This is a genomic window from Bordetella bronchialis (assembly GCF_001676705.1).
Taxonomy (GTDB): Bacteria; Pseudomonadota; Gammaproteobacteria; order Burkholderiales; family Burkholderiaceae_B; genus Bordetella_C; species Bordetella_C bronchialis.
On record NZ_CP016170.1, the window covers coordinates 1,015,685 to 1,036,228 of the forward strand.

The 20,544-nt window shown below is 69.3% G+C and carries 19 protein-coding genes; 6 read left to right on the forward strand and 13 right to left on the reverse strand.

Annotation, left to right across the window (positions count from 1 at the left end):
• Window positions 1-103: 103 nt before the first annotated feature.
• Window positions 104-1,336 (reverse strand): LysR family transcriptional regulator, encoded by a 1,233-nt coding sequence (locus BAU06_RS04475; protein ID WP_197509435.1) that lies wholly within the window; start codon window positions 1,334-1,336, stop codon window positions 104-106.
• 124 nt (window positions 1,337-1,460) lie between these two features.
• Here BAU06_RS04475 and BAU06_RS04480 point away from each other — a divergent pair, with 124 nt between their 5' ends.
• The 3 genes from BAU06_RS04480 (at window position 1,461) to BAU06_RS04490 (ending at window position 4,165) form a co-directional block, all read left to right on the forward strand.
• Window positions 1,461-2,339 carry an amidohydrolase family protein gene (locus BAU06_RS04480; protein ID WP_066344853.1) on the forward strand — a complete coding sequence of 293 codons (879 nt, stop codon included), beginning with the start codon at window positions 1,461-1,463 and terminating at the stop codon, window positions 2,337-2,339.
• 70 nt (window positions 2,340-2,409) lie between these two features.
• Window positions 2,410-3,372: a Bug family tripartite tricarboxylate transporter substrate binding protein gene (locus tag BAU06_RS04485; RefSeq protein WP_066344857.1), complete on the forward strand. Its 963-nt coding sequence runs from the start codon at window positions 2,410-2,412 to the stop codon at window positions 3,370-3,372.
• Between the two features lie 4 nt (window positions 3,373-3,376).
• Window positions 3,377-4,165 (forward strand): transporter substrate-binding domain-containing protein, encoded by a 789-nt coding sequence (locus tag BAU06_RS04490; RefSeq protein ID WP_082993525.1) that lies wholly within the window; start codon window positions 3,377-3,379, stop codon window positions 4,163-4,165.
• On the opposite strand, the gene BAU06_RS04495 is transcribed toward BAU06_RS04490, so the two are convergent.
• Entirely contained in the window at window positions 4,162-5,148 is a 987-nt protein-coding gene (locus tag BAU06_RS04495; protein ID WP_066344859.1) for a LysR substrate-binding domain-containing protein, read from the reverse strand. The two genes, BAU06_RS04490 and BAU06_RS04495, sit on opposite strands and share 4 nt — an antisense overlap.
• A 107-nt stretch (window positions 5,149-5,255) precedes the next feature.
• Between BAU06_RS04495 and BAU06_RS04500 the strand changes: the two genes are divergently transcribed.
• Both BAU06_RS04500 and BAU06_RS04505 read left to right on the forward strand, forming a co-directional pair.
• The gene (locus BAU06_RS04500) at window positions 5,256-6,542 is read left to right on the forward strand and encodes an MFS transporter (protein ID WP_066358010.1); all 1,287 of its coding nucleotides are present in this window, start codon (window positions 5,256-5,258) and stop codon (window positions 6,540-6,542) included.
• A gap of 34 nt (window positions 6,543-6,576) precedes the next feature.
• Window positions 6,577-7,590: a bifunctional helix-turn-helix transcriptional regulator/GNAT family N-acetyltransferase gene (locus BAU06_RS04505; protein ID WP_066358013.1), complete on the forward strand. Its 1,014-nt coding sequence runs from the start codon at window positions 6,577-6,579 to the stop codon at window positions 7,588-7,590.
• Window positions 7,591-7,605: 15 nt separating this feature from the next.
• Here BAU06_RS04505 and BAU06_RS04510 read toward each other — a convergent pair whose 3' ends face one another.
• The 8 genes from BAU06_RS04510 to BAU06_RS04545 all read right to left on the reverse strand — a co-directional run bounded on the left by BAU06_RS04510 (window position 7,606) and on the right by BAU06_RS04545 (window position 16,729).
• Window positions 7,606-8,766 (reverse strand): mechanosensitive ion channel family protein, encoded by a 1,161-nt coding sequence (locus BAU06_RS04510; protein WP_066344863.1) that lies wholly within the window; start codon window positions 8,764-8,766, stop codon window positions 7,606-7,608.
• 87 nt (window positions 8,767-8,853) lie between these two features.
• On the reverse strand, window positions 8,854-9,513 hold the full coding sequence (locus BAU06_RS04515; RefSeq protein ID WP_066344865.1) for a glutathione S-transferase family protein: 660 nt from the start codon (window positions 9,511-9,513) through the stop codon (window positions 8,854-8,856).
• Between the two features lie 129 nt (window positions 9,514-9,642).
• The gene (locus BAU06_RS04520) at window positions 9,643-10,305 is read right to left on the reverse strand and encodes an HD domain-containing protein (RefSeq protein WP_066344867.1); all 663 of its coding nucleotides are present in this window, start codon (window positions 10,303-10,305) and stop codon (window positions 9,643-9,645) included.
• A gap of 12 nt (window positions 10,306-10,317) precedes the next feature.
• Complete coding sequence (locus tag BAU06_RS04525) at window positions 10,318-12,081, reverse strand: gamma-glutamyltransferase family protein (protein ID WP_066344873.1); 1,764 nt, start codon at window positions 12,079-12,081, stop codon at window positions 10,318-10,320.
• 25 nt (window positions 12,082-12,106) lie between these two features.
• The gene (locus tag BAU06_RS04530; protein WP_066344879.1) at window positions 12,107-13,123 is read right to left on the reverse strand and encodes a Bug family tripartite tricarboxylate transporter substrate binding protein; all 1,017 of its coding nucleotides are present in this window, start codon (window positions 13,121-13,123) and stop codon (window positions 12,107-12,109) included.
• Window positions 13,124-13,227: 104 nt separating this feature from the next.
• Window positions 13,228-14,286, reverse strand: coding sequence for a tripartite tricarboxylate transporter substrate binding protein (locus tag BAU06_RS04535; protein ID WP_231934000.1), 1,059 nt, complete (start codon window positions 14,284-14,286; stop codon window positions 13,228-13,230).
• 24 nt (window positions 14,287-14,310) lie between these two features.
• On the reverse strand, window positions 14,311-15,327 hold the full coding sequence (locus tag BAU06_RS04540; protein WP_066344889.1) for a dipeptidase: 1,017 nt from the start codon (window positions 15,325-15,327) through the stop codon (window positions 14,311-14,313).
• Between the two features lie 61 nt (window positions 15,328-15,388).
• Entirely contained in the window at window positions 15,389-16,729 is a 1,341-nt protein-coding gene (locus BAU06_RS04545) for an NAD(P)/FAD-dependent oxidoreductase (RefSeq protein ID WP_082993526.1), read from the reverse strand.
• Window positions 16,730-16,874: 145 nt separating this feature from the next.
• Here BAU06_RS04545 and BAU06_RS04550 point away from each other — a divergent pair, with 145 nt between their 5' ends.
• Window positions 16,875-17,639, forward strand: coding sequence for an IclR family transcriptional regulator (locus BAU06_RS04550; RefSeq protein ID WP_066344891.1), 765 nt, complete (start codon window positions 16,875-16,877; stop codon window positions 17,637-17,639).
• A gap of 25 nt (window positions 17,640-17,664) precedes the next feature.
• Here the strand turns inward: BAU06_RS04550 and sorU are convergent, their stop codons facing one another.
• From sorU to BAU06_RS04565, 3 genes are all read right to left on the reverse strand, one after another.
• Window positions 17,665-18,045: a SorU family sulfite dehydrogenase c-type cytochrome subunit gene (sorU, locus tag BAU06_RS04555; protein WP_082987979.1), complete on the reverse strand. Its 381-nt coding sequence runs from the start codon at window positions 18,043-18,045 to the stop codon at window positions 17,665-17,667.
• Window positions 18,042-19,286, reverse strand: coding sequence for a SorT family sulfite dehydrogenase catalytic subunit (gene sorT, locus BAU06_RS04560; RefSeq protein ID WP_066344898.1), 1,245 nt, complete (start codon window positions 19,284-19,286; stop codon window positions 18,042-18,044). The genes sorU and sorT overlap by 4 nt, the downstream gene beginning before the upstream one ends.
• 226 nt (window positions 19,287-19,512) lie before the next feature.
• The gene (locus BAU06_RS04565) at window positions 19,513-20,499 is read right to left on the reverse strand and encodes a threonine/serine dehydratase (RefSeq protein WP_066358031.1); all 987 of its coding nucleotides are present in this window, start codon (window positions 20,497-20,499) and stop codon (window positions 19,513-19,515) included.
• Between the last annotated feature and the right edge of the window lie 45 nt (window positions 20,500-20,544).

The window sequence follows — 20,544 nt, forward strand, 5'->3', positions numbered from 1 at the left end:
AGTTCTGCGATGGACGGCGCCGCGGCGGCGGCATGGGACGACCCCGATGATATCCCGCCTTGGGCTGGCCGTGCCGGCGCGCCCGGCCAGCGGCCCCGCGGGCTCAGGCCAGCAGCCGTTCGCGGCCGACGGCGCGCAGATGGCCCAGCAGCGACAGCACGCCCGCGGGCGGCTGCGCGTCCGCGCGCAGCGTCATGCCGATGGAGCGCGCCGTATCCGCCAGCTCGACGGGCAGTACGGCCAGCATGCCGCCGCGCTCCTCGAAATAGATCTGGTGGCGCGAGATCATGGCCACGCGCTCGCTTTCCATGAGCAATGCCCGCAAGGTGGCCAGGGCGTCCGCTTCCACCGGATTGGGCGGCATGGGCACGCCGGCGCGCGCCATGACACGTTCGACGATGGCGCGCGCCGGCGTGCCGCGCGAGGGCAGCACCCATTCCCAGCGGCTTAGCTCGGCCAGCGTCAATTCGCGGTGGCGGGACAGCGGATGGCCCTGGCGGGCGATCACGGACAAGGCGCCGTCGAACAGGGCCTCCTGGCGCGTGTCGGCCGGGCAGGGATCGCGCAGCGGTCCCACCATCACGTCCACCTGGCCCTCTCGCAGCTTTTGCAGCAGCGTATCGTAGGGCCCATCCACCAGCATGACGCGCAGGTCGGGATGGTCGCGCAGCAGGCGATTGACCGCGCGCGGCACCAGCAGCGTGCCGCAGATCGGCAGTACGCCCACCGCGACCGTGCCGGTGATGGCGCCCAGGTGCTCGGCGATGTCGCTGGCGCAGGCGGTGATTTCCGCCAGGGCGAGCTTGCCGCGGCGCAACAGGATTTCGCCCGCGGCGGTGGCGGCCATCCCGCGGCTGGTACGCAGCAGCAAGGGCGTGCCCACCAGCCGCTCCAGGTCGCTCAGGGCCTGCGTGATCGCCGGTTGGGACAGCGACAGGGTGGCGGCCGCGGCGCTTTGCGTGCCCTGTTCCGACAGCGCCGTCAGCGCTTGCAGGTGGCGGCTGGTCAGCGCGTGCGCGATGCGGGGCGCGCCGCGCGCCGCGTCCGCGTCCCCGCCCAGGAGACGGGCCAGCTCGTTTTCCGCCGCCTGCAGATAGCCCAGCGCGCGCGCCGCCCGCCGCGCGGCCGCCAGGCCGATGGGCGTGGCCGTCATCCCGGTGGACGTACGCTCGAACAGCGGATGGCCGATGTCGCGCTCCAGTTTCTGGATGGCGCGCGTCACCGTGGGTTGGGTCAGGTGCAGGGCCTCGGCCGCGCGATGCACGCTGCCTTCCTGGACAACCCCCAGGAAAGCCCGCAGCCTGCGCAGATTCGGTTCCAGCTTGAGCGGCTGCAAAAAGTTACTCCGATAAGAAAAGAGCATCGCCGCGCGCGCAGAAGGCATTACCCGCCGTGGCGGCGAGCCAGGATACTACGCGGCAGGGTTGCCCCATCCAACAACAACGATCCCGGAGACATCCATGCCCTACCTGACCCCGCCGCCCAAGCCCGGCATCAAGAAGCCTGCCATGGCGGTTCCCCCTGGCGGCTGGGATTGCCAGATACACCTGTTCGGCCCCGCCGCCGAATGGCCCTTCGACCCGGAAAGCCCCTATGTATCGGGAGAAGCCTTGCCGGAAACGGCCATCCGCATGCTCGATACCCTGGGCCTGCGCAAGGCCGTGGTGGTCAGCGGCGGCGGCTACGGCCGCGACTACCGCTACATGCTGCATGCGCTGGAACGCTTTCCCGACCGCTTCGCCGGCGTGATCCTGCCGCCGGACGAGTTGTCGGACGCGGAACTGCTGCGCCTGGACAAGGCCGGCGTGCGCGGCCTGCGCTTCGTCAGCGCCAGGCGCGCTTCCAATCTGCCGCAGATCCTGCCCGACATGGCGGCGCAGGTCGAGAACCTGGGCTGGCCCGTGCACTTCTACCCGCATGGCGAGGACATCGTTTCGTATGCGGACCCCCTGCTGGCACTGCCCAACCGCAAGATCGTGCTGGACCACTTCGCCAGCGTGCCGGCGGAGAAAGGCGTGGACCAGCCGGCATTCAAGACCGTGCTGAAGATGCTGGATACGGGGCGCGTATGGATCAAGCTGTCCGGCCCCATGCGCTGCGCGAAGGGCGACATGCCGTATGCCGCCGTCACGCCGATCGCGCGGGCGCTGATCCGCCATGCGCCGGAGCGCATGGTATGGGGCTCGGACTGGCCGCACGTGAACATGGTGGGCCGCGAGATGCCGGACGACGGCGATCTGTTCGACCTGCTGTCGGAATGGGCGCCCGACGCCAAGGACCGCGAGCGCATCCTGGTCGCCAATGCCGAGGCGCTGTACGGCGCGCCGGCGCACGGCTGAAGGCGCGGGGCCCGCCCCGCCGCGGGCACGAAATAAAGACAAGGGCGTTCGAGCCCTTCGAGGAGACATCATGAAGAAGTCCATCCACGCGCCGGCGCTGATGCTCGCGGCCGCGGTCCTGTGCGCGTCCGCCAGGGCCGGCACTTTTCCCGATCATCCGGTGCGGCTGGTCGTGCCGTTTTCGCCCGGCGGCAGCACGGACCTGGTGGGGCGGCTGGTGGCCACCAAGGTATCGCAAATCCTGGGGCAGCCGGTCATCGTGGAAAACCGCGCGGGTGCCGGCGGCGTCATCGGTTCGGACAACGTCGTCAAATCGCCGGCGGACGGCTATTCCCTGTTGATGGCGACGACCTCGCATACCGCCAATCCCTCGATCTACAAGAAGCTGCCATACGACACGCGGAAGGACTTCGCTCCCATCGCGCTGATCGGCGACATGCCCGGCTTGCTGGTGGCCCATCCATCGCTGCCGCCGGACAACTTCCGGGAATTCATCGCCTACGCCAGGACGCACAAGCTGTCCTACGGCAGCGCCGGCTCCGGCACCTTCCCGCACCTGTCGATGGAGCTGCTCCAGTCCGCGGCCGGGCTGCAGATGACCCACATTCCCTACAAGGGCGCGGCGCCCGCGCTGACGGACCTGGTGGGTGGCGTGTACGAGGTCAAGATGGACGCCTACATAACCGCCGCCAATTTCGTCAAAGCCGGCAAGCTGAAGCTGTACGCGGTCAGCAGCCTGCAGCGCATGCCGCAGCTGCCCGATGTGCCCACCATCGCGGAGTCGGGCTACCCCGGTTTCGAGTCCACCTACTGGATCGGCATCGTGGCGCCGGCGGGCGTGCCCGCCGATGTGCGCAAGAAGCTGGAGCAGGCCTTTACGCAGGCGGTCCATGACAAGACCGTCGCCGGCAAGCTGGAAGAAAGCGGCACGCGGCCGATAGGCGGAACCGCCGCGGACCTGCAGGCCTTGATGGATCGCGAGTTCAAGCAGTGGCCGGCCATCATCGAGAAGGCCGGGATCGCGGAGAAATAGCGCGATGGCGACGGCAGGCAAGGCGGCGTCCGCGGACAGCGCCGACGAACACGACTCCGCTCAGGCGCGACGCACCCTCGCGCCCCGCGGCGTGCTGCGCGCGGCCATCAACCTGGCCAATCCCGTCCTGTTCAAGGCGGACGCGGCCAGCGGCGCGCCGGGAGGCGTGGCCGTCGACCTGGCGGCGGGACTGGCGCGCCGCCTGGGCGTCGACATCGAAGTCGTCGCGCTGCCATCGGCCAAGGAATGCGTGCGGGCGGTGCAGGACGGCGCGGCGGACATCGGCTTCTTCGCCATCGATCCCCTGCGTGGCGATACGCTGCATTTCACGCCTCCCTATGTCTTGATGGAAGGCGTGTACGTCGTGCGCGACGATGCGCCGATTACGCGGACCGGACAGGTGGATCGCCCCGGCCATCGCGTGGCCGTGGGCGCGGGCAGCGCGTACGCCTTGCATCTGGCGCGCGAACTGCGGCATGCGCGCGTGGTGGAGGCCCCCGGTTCCGGCCAGGCGGTGGAGGTCTTCCTGCGCGATGGCCTGGACGCCGCCGCCGGCGTGCGGCAACAGATGCGGGCCGACCTGGAACGCCACCCCGGCCTGCGCATGCTGGACGAGCGCTTCATGGCGATCCACCAGTCCATGGCGACCGCGCGGGCCCGCGGCCCGGCCGCGACCCGCTGCCTGGATGCCTACATCGAGGACGCCAAGCGCGATGGCCGGGTGGCCGCCGCGCTGGCGCGCCATGGCGTGGATGGCGCCGCCGTGGCGCCGCCCGGGTATCCGCGCGATTAGGCGGCCGGCGTGCCGGCGGCATGCCTGTCCGCGGGCGCGGCGGCCACGCGGGCAAGGCCGTCCAGTCCGGGCCTGGACGCCAGCGTGGCGCGCGTCGCCACGACCGGGGGCACCGTGCCCGCCAGGTGTTCGCGCATCATGGTGGCCAGGCGATCGGCCAGCGGCCGGCTTTCCCCGGACCGCATCAGCAGCATCAAGGGAATGGCCGGCAGGGGCGGCAGCCCCGCGGCCTTTGCGTCCAGTACCCGCACCGTGCCGGGCAGGCCGTAGGGCGTGCGGATATTGATGCCCAGGCCGGCGGCCGTCGCGGCCCACAGGCCGTTCAGGCTGGGGCTGGTAAAGACCAGCCGCCAGGGTATGCGCGCGCGATCCAGGGCGGCGGTGGCGGCCTGGGTGAACAGGCAGGGCCGGTCGAAGGCGATCAGCGGCAGCGGTTCGCCGGATCCCGGCTGCCAGGGCAGGGCCGAGGCGCCGATCCAGCACATGCGCGGGCTGGCCAGGCGTTCGCCCGTGTGCTCGGCATCGGGGTTGCCATTCCACAGCAAGGCCAGGTCCAGCTGGCCGGCATCGAAGCGTTCCTGCAGCTCCGTGTTGCGGGCCACGCGCGCCTCGATGCGCACCTTGGGGTGCGCGCGCGCGAACCGTCCCAGCAACTGCGGCAGCAGGGCTTCGCCGAAGTCTTCCTGCAAGCCCAGGCGGATCCAGCCTTCCATGTCCAGGCCGCGCGTCGCCGCCGCGGCTTCATCGTTCAGCCCCACCATGCGGCGTGCGTAGTCGAGCATGACCTCGCCCGCGTCCGTCAGCGCCAGGCCGCGTCCGGATTTGCGGAAAAGCGGGGCGCCGGCCTGTTCTTCCAGCTTCTTGATCTGCGCGCTGACGGCCGACGTGGAGCGGCCGACGCGGTCGGCGGCCTTGGCGAAGCTGCCCAGCTCCATGCCGATGACCAGTGTGCGCAAGGCAGCGATATCCAGGTTGACTTGCATCGCGAATCGTCCTGTTTTATCGAATCGTACGGCTAATATTATGCGATATTCAGAATGGTTAAAAGCCGCCACACTGGCGTCCATGGATCGATCGAAGAGGTGTGATCATGGACGCTATCGCGATAGGCAGGCAGGGCAGGGCACGGGCGCCCGCACTGGGACCGGAGCATCGCTGGAAGGTGCTGGCGGCCGGCGTCGTCGCCAACGTCAGCTTTTCCGCCGCGGCTGCCGGGATTCCCACCACGGCCATCTGGCTGCGGTCGGGCTATGGGCTGGACGATGGGGCGCTGGGCGTGGCCCTGGGCGCGATCGGCCTGGGCGTGGCCCTTACCGAACTGCCCTGGGGAGTCGCCACCGACCGCTGGGGCGACCGGCCCATCCTGCTGACCGGACTGGGGGCGACGACGCTGGCATTGCTGGCGCTGGCCGTTTTCATGGTGCCGACGGCGGATTTCGTGCCCGCCTTCCATTGGCTGCTGGGGGTGCTGTGCCTGGTCGGGCTGGCGGGCGGTAGCGTCAACGGATCCAGCGGCCGCGCCATCATGCGCTGGTTCAAGGAAGGCGAGCGCGGCCTGGCCATGAGCATCCGCCAGACGGCCGTGCCGCTGGGCGGCGGCCTGGGCGCCCTGCTGCTGCCGTGGCTGGCCAGCGCGCAAGGCTTCGGCGCGGTGTACGGCGTGCTGGCCTTGATGTGCGCGGGGTCGCTGGTCCTGGCGTGGCGCTGGCTGTACGATCCGCGCGACGATACGGATGCCCCCGCGGCCGCCAATGCCGGCGCCCCCGCCAACGCACCGCGGCCCGGCAGCCCGCTGGGCGACCCCACGATCCGGCGCATCGTGCTGGCCATCGGCCTGCTTTGCGCGCCGCAATTCGCCGTGCTCAGCTTCGCGACCGTGTACCTGCACGACTACGGCGGGGTCGGCATCGCGGGCACGACCTTCGCCATGGTGGCGGTGCAGCTGGGCGCGATGACCCTGCGCGTGTGGAGCGGGCGCTACACGGACCTGCACGGCAACCGGCGCGCCTATGTGCGTACCGTCGTGCTGATCGCCATGGCCGCCTTCGCCGCACTGGCGCTGGCCACCTTCGCCGGCGCCCCGGGCTGGATGCTGGTCGCGGCCGTCATCGGCGCCGGGATCGCCGTGTCGGCCTGGCACGGCGTGGCGTATACCGAGCTGGCCACCCTGGCCGGTTCCGCGCGTGCCGGCACGGCATTGGGCATGTGCAACACCTTGGTCTACCTGAGCCTGTTCCTGGCCCCTGTCTCCATTCCGTACGTCCTGGACGTGGCGTCATGGACCGGCGTGTGGCTGCTGGCCGGGCTGATCGCCCTGGCGACGTGGCCCCTGTTCCCACGCCCCCATGGTATATTGGTTGCGAAACGCAACTTTTAGGGGCCGCATGGCGGCCGCCGGAGCCGGGGCCGCCATGGACATCACCGAAGACTTCAGCCAGTCCCGCGAGCAAACCATCCTGCAGGTGCGAGAGCTGTCGCGCAGGCTGGTGCGGGAATTGGGATTCATGCGGCCGCATCTGGCCGACAGCGGGCTGGCCCCTTCGGCCGTGCACGCCATCATCGAGGTAGGCCTGGCGCCCGGCATGCAGGCGCGGGAACTGGCCTCGGTGCTGCGCCTGGACAAATCGAACGCCAGCCGGCAATTGGCCAAGCTGGAGGCCCTGGGGCTGCTGCGGCGCGAGACCGATCCGGCCGATGCGCGCGCGTCCCGCCTGTACCTGACGCGCAAGGGCGCGGCCCTGCGCGAGCGCATAGACCGCTTCGCCACCGACCAGGTCTCCAAGGCGCTGCGGCAATTGACGCCGGGGGACCAGCAGGCCCTGCTGCGCCTGCTGGCCCTGTACGGCAACGCCCTGTCCCGCGACAACCCCAACCTGGCGAATACAGCGGGCGACGCCGAGGCGGACATCGGCGCGCCGCCGGACGACGACACCGGCCGCATCGTGCAGGGCTATGTCCCCGGCTGCATCGGCGATATCGCCGCCCTGCATGCGCGCTATTACGCGCGCACGGTCGGTTTCGGCGTCTTCTTCGAACGCAAGGTGGCGACCGAGCTCGGGGCCTACGCGGAAACGCTGCCCGCGCCGGGCAAGGAGATGTGGCTGTACACGGAAGGCGGCCGCGTGCTGGGTTCGGTCGTCATCGATGGCGATAGGGCGGCGCGCGAGGCCCACCTGCGCTGGTTCATCGTCGACGAGACCCTGCGCGGCAGGGGCGTGGGGCGCGCCTTGCTGGGACGCGCCATGGACTTTGCCGACGCATGGTACGACCGGACCTGCCTGTGGACCTTCCGCGGCCTGGATGCGGCGCGGCACCTCTACGAGTCGGTGGGCTTCGGCCTGGCCGAAGAGGCCGCCGGCTCGCAATGGGGCGAGCCGGTCACCGAGCAGCGCTTTATCCGGCCCAACCCGTCGCCGGCGCGCTAGCCCTAAGGCGCCGCGTCAGGTGCCGCGCGCGGCAACGCCCAGCTGTTCGGCGCGCATGCCGTCGTTCAGCCGCCGCGGCGCTTCGTCGCGCTGGCGCGGCCGCGGCAGCGATTCCACATGCAGGACGCGCATGGGATGGGCGAAGCGCACGCCGAGTTCCTCGAAGGCCTGCATCATCTCCAGGTTGATGGCCTGCTGGATGTCCATGTACGGGTTGTAGCCGGGATCCAGGACGATATAGACGGTCTCGAAATCCAGCGAGCTTTCGCCGAAGCCCTTGAAGTGCGAGCGGTCGAAGCGGGTCTTGTCCTGCGCGCGGATGATGCGTTCCACGATGCGCGGTACCTGGCGGACCTGCTCGGCCGTGCAGTCGTAGCTCAGCCCGAACTGGAACACCACCCGGCGTTCGCGCAGGCGCTTGTAGTTCTGGATGGTCGCCGTCAGCATGCTGGCGTTGGACATGACGATCTGTTCGCCGCCCAGGCTGCGGATGCGGGTGGTCTTCAGGCCGACGTGTTCGACCGTGCCGGCCAGCGTGCCCACCACGATGAAGTCGTTGACCTCGAAAGGCTTGTCGATGGCGATGGACATCGACGCGAAGAGATCGCCCAGGATGTTCTGCACGGCCAGCGCGACCGCGATACCGCCCACGCCCAGGCTGGCGACGAAGGCGGTGATATTCACGCCCATATTGGACAGCATGGCCAGCAGCACCACCGCCCACAGCAGGACTTTGATACCCCAGATGGAAAGCGCGGCCAGCGCCGTGATCTGCCCGCCCTGCGGCGCGGCATGGCGGCGGAAATAGTGCTGCATGCCCAGCACCATGCCGCGGTGCGCCCACAGCGCGATCTGCAGGATGGCAACCACGAACCACAGGCCGTCGATGCGGCCGGCCCATCGCGCCGGCATGTCCAGCAGCCCGGCGCCGATCAGCAGCGCGGCCAGCGCCAGCAGCGTATTGCTCGTTCCGGCAACGACTTCGGCGGCGATCGCGCTGATATGGGCATCGTGGGCCTGCGAGCGGGCGCGCAGGCGGCGCTGTACGAAGCCGATGGCGATGCGTGCCACGGTGAAGGCCACGCAGGCCGCGGCCAGCGCGACGATCCAGTTCAGCAGCGGAATTCCCAGGAATAGCGTATCGGTGAAAAAAGCGCCGAAGACGTTATCGGTCATGCGTATCCTCCTCGTCGGACAGGGGTTTCGAGTCCCTTTAGGGTAGCAGCCGGGACCCGGCCCTGTACCGCTGAGCAGGATGCCGGCTCAGTCCCGGTCCGGCGCGCCCAGCGGAAACCAGGCGCGGTAGGGCCTGGCGTCGTCGACCGCGCGGGCGAAGGAGGGATGCTCCAGCAGGCGGGCGCGATACGCGCGGACGTTGCCGCAGGCGGCGGGGATGGGATGCGTCCAGTCGGCGTAGAACAGGTGCGGCGCCGCACCGCAGTCCGCCAGGCTGAAGCGGTCTCCCGCGGCCCAGGTCCGATCCGCCATTTTCCGGTCCAGCCAGGCGTAGGCGGTGTCCAGCATGCCGCGCCAATTGCGTACGCCGTAGGGGTCGCGCGCCGCTTCCGGACGCATCTCGTTGAAGACGATCTGCTGCACCGGCGTGGCGATGTAGTTGTCGAAGAACCGGTCCATGAAGCGGGTCTCCAGGGCTTCCGCGGGGTCCGCCGGGATCATGCGCGCGGGGCCCGGGTGGACCAGGTCCAGATATTCGACGATGCAGGTGGCCTCCATCACGGTGCGATCGCCGTCGACCAGCATGGGGAAGCGTTTCATGGGCCAGCGCTCGGCCAGCTCCCTGCCTGCCGGGCTGTCCGGGCCTTCCACGATGCGGGACTCGAAAGGGATGCCGTTGTCGTAGAGCGGGATCAGCACCTTCTGGCAGTAGGAGGAAAACGGGTGGAAATACAGTTGCAGCGCCATGGGCGGGTCTCCTTGGGGAGCGCGGCGCGCCGGGACGCGCGCCATCCTGCCTACGACGTACGAGCCGCGCGGATTTCGACAGGTGCGTGCGCCCGGACATCCACATGTCCGCGGTCTTTCGGGAACGAGTCAGTTGTCCCCGTCGGCCCCCAGCCATTCCGCCACGAATTCGTCGCGGAAGCGGCGCAGGCGGGTCGCGCGCGCCCGCGCGATGCGGCGGGCGGCGGCGGTGTGCAGGGTTTCGGGCAGCCGCAGCAATTTGGCTTCGATGTGGTCCAGCGCGTACTGGCCGTCGTCCAGGGGACGTTCGCGGGCCAGGGGGTCGCTGCCGTGCGCCAGCGGGCGGCCCAATTGTCCGCCGACATGGAACATGCGGGCCAGGCCGATGGCGCCCAGGGCGTCCATGCGATCGGCGTCCTGGACGATGCATGCCTCTATGGTGCGCGGCGGGATGCCGGCCGAGAAGCTGTGGGCCTGGATGGCATGCGCGACGCCGGGCAGTTTTTCCGGCGGAAAACCGGCCTTGGCCAGCGCGGCGCTTGCCTGTTCCGCCGCCAGCGTGGACGCGCGCGAGCGATCCGGATGGTTCTTGGGCAGGTTGACCAGGTCGTGCAGGAAGCAGGCCGCGAGCACGACGAGCGCATCGGCGTCGGCATGGTCCTCGAGGATGCGCCGCGCCACCGACCAGACGCGTTCCAGGTGATTCAGGTCGTGCGCGCCGTCATCCGCCGCCGCGGGCGCGGCAATGCGGATGAGGCGCGGCTTCCAGTATGCGAGCAGGTCTTCTTCCATCGAGCGATCGTTCTACCATCCGGCGGCATAGGCCGGCCGCCGCGGATCTGCGCCGCCCCAGCGGATGCCGCTGGCCAGGTCGTGCCGCACCGCGCACATCGCGCCCGCGCGCCAGTTGCGGTCGTGCCACCATTTTACGGAATGGCCCATGGCGGCCAGGCGCTCGCCGACTTCCCGCGGTATCAGGTCTTCCATCATCAGCCGGCCCGGCACGGCGGTATGCGGCTCGAAGGACGAGGGAAAGCTGAAGCTGGCGAAGCGGGGCGCCTCGATGGCCTGCTGCAGCGCCATGCCGAAGACCTCGATGTTCAGGAAGGTCTGCAGCATCGCCTGCACCTGCACATCGCCGCCCGGCGTGCCGAAGGGCATGACATAGCCGCCGGGACGGATGGCCATCGAGGGATTCGGCGTCAGGCGGGGCCGGCGGCCCGGTCCCACGGCGCAGGGGTGGCCGGCCTCGGCCCAGGACTGGCTGCCACGGCCGGAGGCGATCAGCCCGGTGCCCGGAATCACCGGCGAGTTATACGACCCATCGCTGGGCGTGGCGGAGAAGGCATTGCCATGCTTGTCCACCACCGCGACGTAGGAGGTATCCAGGCGTGGATCGGTGCGCGCGGTATCGCCCGGCCCGGCCTCGCGCAGCGGGATATCGCGGGCCGTGGGCAGCCGCCCGGCCGGCGGCATGTCAGGGCCGGCGCGATCGGGGTCTATCATCGCCAGGCGCTCGCGCGCGTAGGCCTTGGACAGCAGGGCGTCCCGCGGCACGTGGGCATGGCGGGGATCGGCGTAGTGCGCTTCGCGGTCGGCGAAGGCCAGCTTGATGGTCTCGGTCAGCAGGTGCACATAGGGCGCCGAATTGTGGCCCAGCGATTTCAGGTCGCGCGGCTCCAGGATGTTCAGCATTTGCAGCAGGGACGGCCCCTGGCACCAGAAGCCGCAACTGTGCACGCGGGTGCCATGGAAGTCCGTCGCCAGGGCCGGGTCGACCTCTACCGAGAAGTCGCGCAGGTCTTCGTGCGTGAGCAGGCCGCCTTCCTGCCGGTGGTATTTGACGATGGCGGCGGCGATGTCGCCCTGGTAGAAGGCGCGGCGCGCGGCGGCCAGGCCGGCCAGGCGGCCCTGACCCTGGTGCGCGCGCTCTTCGTCGGCCAGGTATTGCAGGCTGCGCGCCAGGTCGGCCTGGCGGAAGATGGCGCCGGCCGGCGGCGGCTTGCCGCCCGGCAGGTACACCGCCGCGCTGGAAGGCCAGCGTGCGTAGTTCGCGGCGTTCTCGGCCAGCACCTCGGCCATCAGCGAATACATGACGAAGCCGTCGTGCGCCAGGCGGATCGCGCCGGCCGCGACCTCGCCGAAGCTCATGGTGCCGAAGCGTTCCAGGGCGGTGATCCACGCGTCCGGCGCGGCCGGGATCACGGTGCGCAGCACGCCGGCGGGAATGGTGCCGTGGTGCTGCCGCAGGAAGTCCTCCAGCCGGGTCGCCCGGGGCCAGTAGCCCAGCCCGGAAATGCTCCAGACCTTGCCCGTGTCGGCCTGGTAGACCAGGATGGGCGCGACGCCGCCGAAGTTGACGATATCGCTCTGTACGACGCCCAACGCGATGCCGGCGGCGACGCCGGCGTCCACCGCGTTGCCGCCGGCCCGCAGCACGTCCATGCCGGCCTGCGTGGCCAGGTAGTGGCCGGCGGAGATCATATGATTCAGCCCGGCCAGCGTCGGCCGCATTGACAATGGCGCGCTGCCGGCGGTCAGGTCCGGGGCGCTTCGGGGGGTCGCCATGCTCTGCTCCTTGTGTTCGCGGCGATCATTGCGGCACGATGCCGAGCTTGTCCGTCACCGCCTTCCACTTGCTGTATTCGGCCTGGATGAAGTCCTTGAACTCCGCCGGCGTGCTGCCCTGGATGATGACGTCGCGCGCCTCCATGGCGCGGCGCACGTCTTCGCCCGCCAATGCCTGCTTCGTGGCCCGGTAGAGCGCATCGGCGATGGCGGGCGGCGTGCCCTTGGGCAGCAGCAGGCCATACCAGGAGCCGCCCACCATGTCGGGATAGCCGGATTCGACGGCGGTGGGGATGTCGGGCGCGCGATCCAGCCGCTTCCGGCTGAAGATGGCCAGCGGCTTGAGCTTGCCCGCGTGGATCAGCGGCAGCGTGGTGCCCGGCGTATCCAGCGTGTATTGCACCTGTCCGGCGATCAGGTCGTTGATCAGCGCGGAGCTGCCCTTGTAGGGCACATGCACGGTCTTGATATGCGCGTCCTGGTTCAACAGTTCCGCGAAGAAGTAGTTGGCGGTGCTGATGCCGGGCGAGGCGTAGTTCACCTGGCCGGGATGGGCGCGCGCGTAGTCGACCAGCTGCGGCAGCGTGTCGGGCGGAAAGCCGGGGTTGGCGACCAGGATGAAGGGGCCGCCGCCGATCAGCGTGACCGGGACCAGGTCCTTCAACGGGTCATAGGTCAGGCCCTTGACCGTCAGGGGCGCCCCGGTCAGGGGCGATCCCGTGGCGAACAGCACGGTGTAGCCGTCGGGCTCGGCGCGCACCACTTGCTGCGCGGCGATGGTGCTGCTGGCGCCGGCGCGGTTCTCGATGATCACCGACTGGTGCAGCACCTTGGCCAACTGCTGGGCCAGCACGCGCGCCACCGTGTCGGTGCCGCCGCCGGGCGGGTAGCCCACCACCAGCCGTATCGGGCGTTCGGGCCAATCGGCGGCCCGCGCCGGCGGCGCGGACGCCACGCCCAGCATGGCAATCAGGCCGCCGGCAAGCAGGGCCGGCAGGCGGCGCGCCAGCGCACGCCAGGGAGATGGACCACAGGCAATCATCGAACACCCCTTGATGCATGGTTATCGGGTGGCGCCGCGCCGCCCGCATCGCTCCGGAAATCCCCCTTGCCCGCCTTCCTTCAGATCGCAACGCCCGCGTACAGCTATTTGTTCTGTGCCAGTCCGAGCTTGCGGACGATGTCCGCTTCCAGCTGGTACTGCTGCGCGGCATAGGCGGCGTAGTCCTTGCCGTCCATATAGACCAGTTCCTGCCCGTACTGCGTCAGCACCTGCCTGAACTGGGGGGACTCCGCCACCTGCTTGAATACGGTTTGCAGTTTCGCCACTACCTGCGGCGGCATTCCCTTGGGCCCGGCGATGCCGAAGGGCGCATTGGCCGGCGGCGTGCCGTCCAGCTCCTTCAAGGTGGGGACGTCCGGATACTGCGCGCTGCGGTGTTCGCCCCAGGTTACCAGCATGCGCATTTTGCCCGCCTGAACGAGCGGCTGGACCGTGGTGGAGCCGGCGTAGGCGGTGACCTGGCCGCCGATGACCGCGGTCAGTACATCGGATTCGCCCTTGTAGGGGATATGCCGCCACGTCACGCCATTGCGCGTGGCGATGTCCTCCATCATCACATTCGAGGCGCTGCCCACGCTGGCGGTGCCGTAGGTCACCTCGTTGGGATGCGACCTGGCGTAGCCGATGAAGTCCGCCCAGGTCTTGAAGCGGGAGTCCGTGGGCACGGCCACGCCCAGCGTATAGCCGCTGAGCATCATGATGTAGGTGAAGTCGCGCACCGGGTCGTAGCCCATGTCCTGGATATGCGGCATGCGGTACACCGGACTCGGCAGGATGGCCAGCATATAGCCGTCGGGCCTGGCGGTCTTGATGGCGCGCGCGCCCAGCGTCGCGCCGGCGCCCCCGCGGTTCTCGATGACGATGGACTGGCCCAGCCTGGGCGCGGCCAGTTCGGCGAATTTGCGGATGACGATGTCCGTGGAGCCGCCGGCTTGATATGGGACGACGATGTGGATGGGATAGGCCGGATAGTCGTCGGCCGCGCGCGCCGCCGGCGCCGCGGCCACGATGGATAGCGCCGACAGCGCGGCCAGCGTGGCCGACGCGATGCGGCCGGCCAGGCGCGGCCCTGGCGCGGCCGCCGTCGCGCCGGGTTCCATGGACCGGGTTTCCCGCCCGGACGTGGTCGATAGCATTGTCATGGTTTCCCCCTTTTGCGTGTTCTGTCAGGCGCTTGCCCAGCTCTGTGCGAATGCGCGTTGGAAGTTGCCGCCCAGCACGCCCATGATCTGCGTGTCGCCCAGGCCCGCCCGGTGCAATGCATGGGTGAAGGCGGGAAACTGTGCCGGCGTCGGCGTCTCGACCGGATAGCGGGCTTCCATCACATCGCCGAAGGCATTGGAGAAGTCGCCGCCGGAGGCCGCGTATTTCGTGCGCGACATCACCATGACGTGGCGCACCGCTTCGTAGGTATCGACCGACGGAAAATCCGTGCCGATGCCGACGTGCTCATAGCCCACCAGCTGGCCGATGTGCCGCACGTTGGCGACGAAGTCCTCCAGGGCAGGCTGCTGTTTCGGATTGCCGCGCCAGTTCAGGTAGGCATGGATGCTGCAACCGATGACGCCGCCGGTTTCCGCGACGGCCTTGATGACCTCATCGGACTTGTTGCGCGGGCGCGGGATGACGGCATTGGCATTGGCGTGCGTCAGCAGGACCGGCTTGCCGGAATGCCGGGCCGCGTCCAGGCAGGTCTGCGCCGCGCAGTGGCTGAGGTCGATGGCGATGCCGACGCGGTTCATCTCCTTGACCATCTTCACGCCCAGGTCGCTCAGCCCGGCATTGCGCTTTTCCAGGCAGCCGTCGCCCAGCAGGTTGGCTTCGTTGTAGGTCAGCTGGATCACGCGGACGCCCAGCGTATGGAACAAAGCCACGCGATCCGGCAGGTCGCCCAGCGGGCGGCCGTTCTGCCATCCCATGATCAGGCCCAGCTTGCCAGCGTGCTTGGCCCGTGCGATGTCCTCGGCGCGCTCCACCAGCAGCCAGGGGGAATCCGGCGCCGCGCAGCGTTGGCGCCACGTCATCGCGTCCTTCAGGGCCTGCTCGAAATCCGAGCCCATGTCCGTCACGGTAAGGTTGATGGCGCTGACGCCGCCAGCCAGCATGTCGCGCGCGCTGCCGTCGCTGAAAAAGACCAGTCCATCGATGATGGTGGATCGTCGGTGCAGGTCGGTGATGTCCATATGTGCGGGGCCCTTGGTCTTTGAGGGTGTGGGGGTTCGTGAAGGCGTGTCCGGACGGATATCACTCCGTATACCGGCCGAAGCGGAACGGCCGCAGGTCGGCGAAAGGCGTGGTTCCCTGGATCAGCTGCGCCATGGCCTCGCCCGCGGCGGGACCGATGCCGAAGCCATGGCCGGAAAAGCCCGACGCCAGATACAGCCCGGGCAGCCCCGGTACCGCATCCATCACCGGCATCGCATCCGGCGTCACATCGATATAGCCGGCCCAGGAATGCGCGATCCTGGCTTGCCGGAAGATGGGGAAGGCATCCGACAGCCGCCGCCACGCTTGCGCCACCCCCTGGCGCGAGGGCATGGGGTCCAGCACGCGATGGCGCTCGAAGGGCGACTCGCGGTCCGTCGCGAAATGCCGCGGCGTCGCCAGTTCCTGGAAGAAGCGCTTGCCGAAGCGCAGCCGCACGAAGGTGTTGTTCGCCAGCCAGGGGCGGATGAAGTGCCGCATCAGCCGGAAGCTGTCCGGCACCAGATCGGCCATCGACGCGCCGAACTGCGACACCGTGTAGCCGCCGTCCGCGCGCTTGCGGCAGGTGAAATCCTTGCCGTTGACGGCCGCGGAAAGGCCGGCGTCGAAGGGCTGGGTGCGCATGACCGAGCCGCGTACTTTCAGCTGCGGGAAATCCGCGCCCAGGTTGCCGCAGAACAGGCGCGACCACGCCCCGGCCGCGACCAGCACCGCCTGCGCCGCCACGCGGCCACGTTCGGTGACCACCGCCGCGACACGGCCGGCGGCGCGTTCGACGCCGCGCACCGCGCAGCGTTCCTGGATGATCGCCCCTTCCTGGCGCGCCAGCGCGGCGATGCCCTGGACGGCGACCAGCGGCTCGGCCACGCCGTCGGTGGGGCTGTACATGGCGCCCGTCCAGGGGCGGGACGATTGGGGCAGATGGGCGAGCGCCTCGCGGCGGTCCAGTTGGCGGGCGTCGATGTCGTACATCCGGGCCCGCTCCATCCAGGCCTGGTGGCCGGCCGCGTCGGCGTCGGATTCCTGCAGGTACAGCATGCCCGTGCGCCGGAAGCCGACGTCGATGCGTGTCTGGATGTCGCCCCACAATTGATTGGCCCGGATCGCCAGGGGCACTTCGGGCAGATCGCGCGTCAGGGTGCGCACCCAGCCCCAGTTGCGGGACGATTGCTCGCAGGCCAGGGTGGCTTTTTCGAACAGGGCGACGCGCACGCCCGCCCGCGCCAGGGCATAGGCGGCGCCGACCCCGATGACGCCGCCCCCGACGATGGCGACGTCTACCGCGCGGGGTAGGGGTTCGGAGGCCTGGGGCGCTTCGGCGCGCCAGCCGGCCTGGGCGGAATCGGTGGAGAAGGGCGGGGAAGCTGTGCTGGACTGCATAAGTGGCGTACGACTGCTTGGGGGCGCTGCGCGAGTGTGTTGCCTTATCGCTATGCGATAATCAATTCCGTATATCGATTTTTATACTCCGCCGCCTTCTGCCCAACAACGTAAGGGTTTCCCTAACCCGCCCCCGGAGACGCCCATGGCCGAATCGTCCCCCCTGTTGATCCAGTCCTTGGAGAAAGGGTTGGCCGTTCTCGAATCGTTCCGCGCCCACGCCTCGATGAGCCTGCAGGAAATCGCGCGGGAGAATGGCATCAGCATGGGCTCGGCCCAGCGGGTTGCCTACACCCTGGAACAGACCGGCTACCTGTCCAAGGATCCGCGCAGCAAGCGCTACAGCACCACGGTAAAGACCGTCGGCCTGGGATACAGCTATCTCTATCGTCCGCCGCTGTTCCAGCACGCGCATGCCGTGATGCACCAGCTGAACCAGGAGTGCGGCGAGATCGTCAATCTGTCCGTACCCGACGATCAGGACAATATGGTCTTCGTCATGCGGGTCGCGCCGGCCCGGCATATTCCCGTCTACCTGCCCGCGGGTACGCGCATCCCCTGCGTCGCGTCCGCATCGGGCCGTGCGTTGTGGGCGCACCTGCCGCCGGCGGAGCTGGACAAGAAGTTGCGCGCCATCGCGCGCATCAAGCACACGCCACGCACCACGACGGACGTGGCTGCCTTGCGTGAACTGATCGACGAGGCACGGCGGGATCACTACGCCTACGCGGACGAAGAGTTCTATCCCGGCGACCTGAACGTCGCGGCGACGATCCTGGACGACCACGGCGATCCCGTGGCGGCGGTGAATATCTCGGTGCCGAAACCGCAATGGTCGCTGGAGCGCGCCAAGGCGGAACTGGGGCCCTTGGTGATACGGGCGGCGCGGGCGATCGGCAAGCATGCATGACCGCTGTCGACCGACGACGCAAGGCTCACGGGATATGCGTGGCCGCGGAGACATACTCCGCCAGCGCCTTGATGTCCTCCTCGCTCAGGGCCGTATAGGCCGGCATGACGCCCATCCCCTTGCGCAGTACGGCCTCTACCCGCGCGGCATCCGGCTTGAGCTCGTCCAGGGACGGGCCCACCGCGCCGGTCGCGCCCGCGTTTTCCAGCGTGTGGCAGATGGCGCATGCCGGCGTGGCGCCGCCGGTGAATAGCGCCTTGCCCCGCTCGCGCAGCGCGCCCCGGGCATCCTGGCCATGTGCGGGGCCGGCCGCGCAGGCGACGGCCAGCGCGATAAGGGCGGCCCCCGCCGGCGTTCGCCGCCGGCAAGGACCCGCCACCCGCCAGTCCATCGTCCGCCACGTCATGCCGTGACCTTGATCTTCAGCGCATGGTCGCGCCAGCTGCTGTTCAGATAGCCGGCCTCGTTGTCGTTGCGGTTCTCGACCTGCACGTTGCCCTTGACGTCCGTGGCGCGGCTGACGAAGACGTAGTCCCCGGGTTTCAGGTCCACCCGCAAGGCGAATTGCCGCCAGGCATACTTGCCCAGGTCCGGCCCGATGAAGGCGGCCTGCTCCCAGGTCTTGCCGCCATCCACCGAAACGTCGACGGACTTCACGGCGTCCATGCCGCCGAAGGCCACGCCGCGTATCACGTAGGGGCCGGCCGGCAGCGTGCCTTCGCTCTCGAAGCCGTTGATCCAGGATTTGACATCCATCTGCCATACGGCGGGCTGCTGCGGCGTTTCCTTGGCGCCCACCGGCGCGAGCCGATAGCGCACGTCCTGGATGGCCGCCTGCGTCTGCTCCGGCGTGAAGGCCAGGCGCTTGATGTACTTGACGTTGTTCACGCCGGAGTAGCCGGGCACGATCAGGCGCAGCGGGCCGCCGTGCGCAAGGCTGAGTGGCTCGCCGTTCATCTCCCAGGCCAGCAGCGCGTCCTGCATGGCGTCCAGCGGCACGGAGCGTTCCACCATCACCGTATTGGCGTCGATGCCGGCCGGCAGGGTCTCGCCGCCCCGGCCCGTCATATAGCGTGCGCCGCCCGCGACGCCGCCCAGCGCCTCCACCACCTGCTTTACGGGCACGCCGGTCCACATCACGCAACCCGCGGCGCCGACGTTCCACGGCGTGCCGCTGGGCTTGTGCGGGAAGAATTTGCGCCCGTTGCCGCTGCATTGCAGGACGGCGGCCATCGTCGCCAGCCCCATCGTCTTCAGTTCGCCCACCGTGATGTCGCGCGGCGTCTTCACGCCGTCCACGCTCAGCATCCAGGCGTCGCGGTCCTTCAGGATGGAGGGGTCCGGCGGCGAGACGTTGTTGCGTATGTATAGCTGGTCGGCCGGCGTGATGACGCCGTCGCCAAAGGCCGTGCGCCGGGTTTCGATGGTATTGGCGCTGTGGACGATGAGGGCGTCCGGGTTCTTCCAGGCGACGTAGGCGGGCAGCGGCCTGCCGCTTGTCGGGGGGGCGGGCGGGGTGGAAGGCGCCGCCGCCGGCGCCGATTGCGCGCGCGCCGTGGCGTGGCCCAGGCCCAGGCCGGCAAGCGCGCCGGCGCCGCCCACCAGCACGCGCCGCCGGCCTTCGTTATGCGACGAAGATCGATTCATCGTTGTCTCCCGTGTGCCACGTTGCGTTAACAGGCCCTAGTTGTCGTGCCGGCCGTTTCTTGCGCCGAAGCGCGCGGTCGCGGCCGTGTGCTCGAATCGGCACGCGTCCATTGTGGCGGCTCGGCGGGTACCTGGATAGCGGGCGCTTGGGATGAGGCGGCCCTTAATCCTTACGGATGCCCGCGAAAGTATGAGCCGGCCGCGCTCGCGGGGCTGCGCGATTCCGTCACCGCGACTGGCCCGGCAAGGCCGCGCCCACGGCGCCGATGAACCGCTCCAGGCCGATATTGCGGCCGCAAAGCACCACCCCGATTTTCTTCCCGCGCCATGCCTCGCGGCGCTGCATCAGGCCCGCCAAGGCCACGCCGGCCGCGCCTTCGACCATCCAGTGTTCGGCCTGGGCCACGGCGCGCATGGCCGCGCCGATCTCCGCTTCCGACACGGTGATGCGCTCGTCTATCACTTGCTGGCACAAGGGAAAGGTGATCGAGCCTTCCTCCACCGCGCCGGCCGTGGCATCCGACAGGGTGGGAAATTCCGGAACGTCCAGGATGCGGCCGGCCTCCAGGGCGCGCAGCATGCACGGGGAGTTCTCCGGCCAGACGCCGACCACGCGGGTGCGCGGCGACCAGTGCTTGATCGCGCTGCCCAGCCCGCTGGCCAGCCCGCCGCCGCCCACGCAGACAAAGACGGCGTCCAGCGCGTCCGCACCGGCCTGCTCGGCGATTTCCACGCCTATCGTTCCCTGGCCGGCGACGACGTCGATATCGTTGTAGGGCGAGATATACGGCACGCCGTGCGCGGCGCCGTAGCGCCGCGCCTGCCGTTCGCCTTCGATGGGCGGCGCGTCCAGCACGACGAGCTTCGCGCCCAGGCCTTCGATGGCGTCGAGCTTGCCCTGCACGGCGGAGGCCGGCACATAAACCGTGACCGGCACGCCGGCGCGGGCGCCGGCCCAGGCCACCGCCATGCCATGATTGCCGGTGGACGCGGTGACCACGCCCGTCGCGCGCGCCGCATCGCCCAGCACCCGGATCTTGTTCGCCGCGCCGCGTACCTTGAAAGCGCCGATGGGCAGCAGGTGGTCGCACTTCAGCCAGACCTCGCATCCCAGCGCCTGGGACAGCGCGCCGCTCCGTTCCAGCGGCGAGACGGGCACGTGCGGACGGATGGCGGCATGGGCGGCCAGGATGGCGGCGGGCAGGTTTTTCACGCAAGGCTCCAGCGGAATCGGCATCGCGGAATAGTATTCGATGCG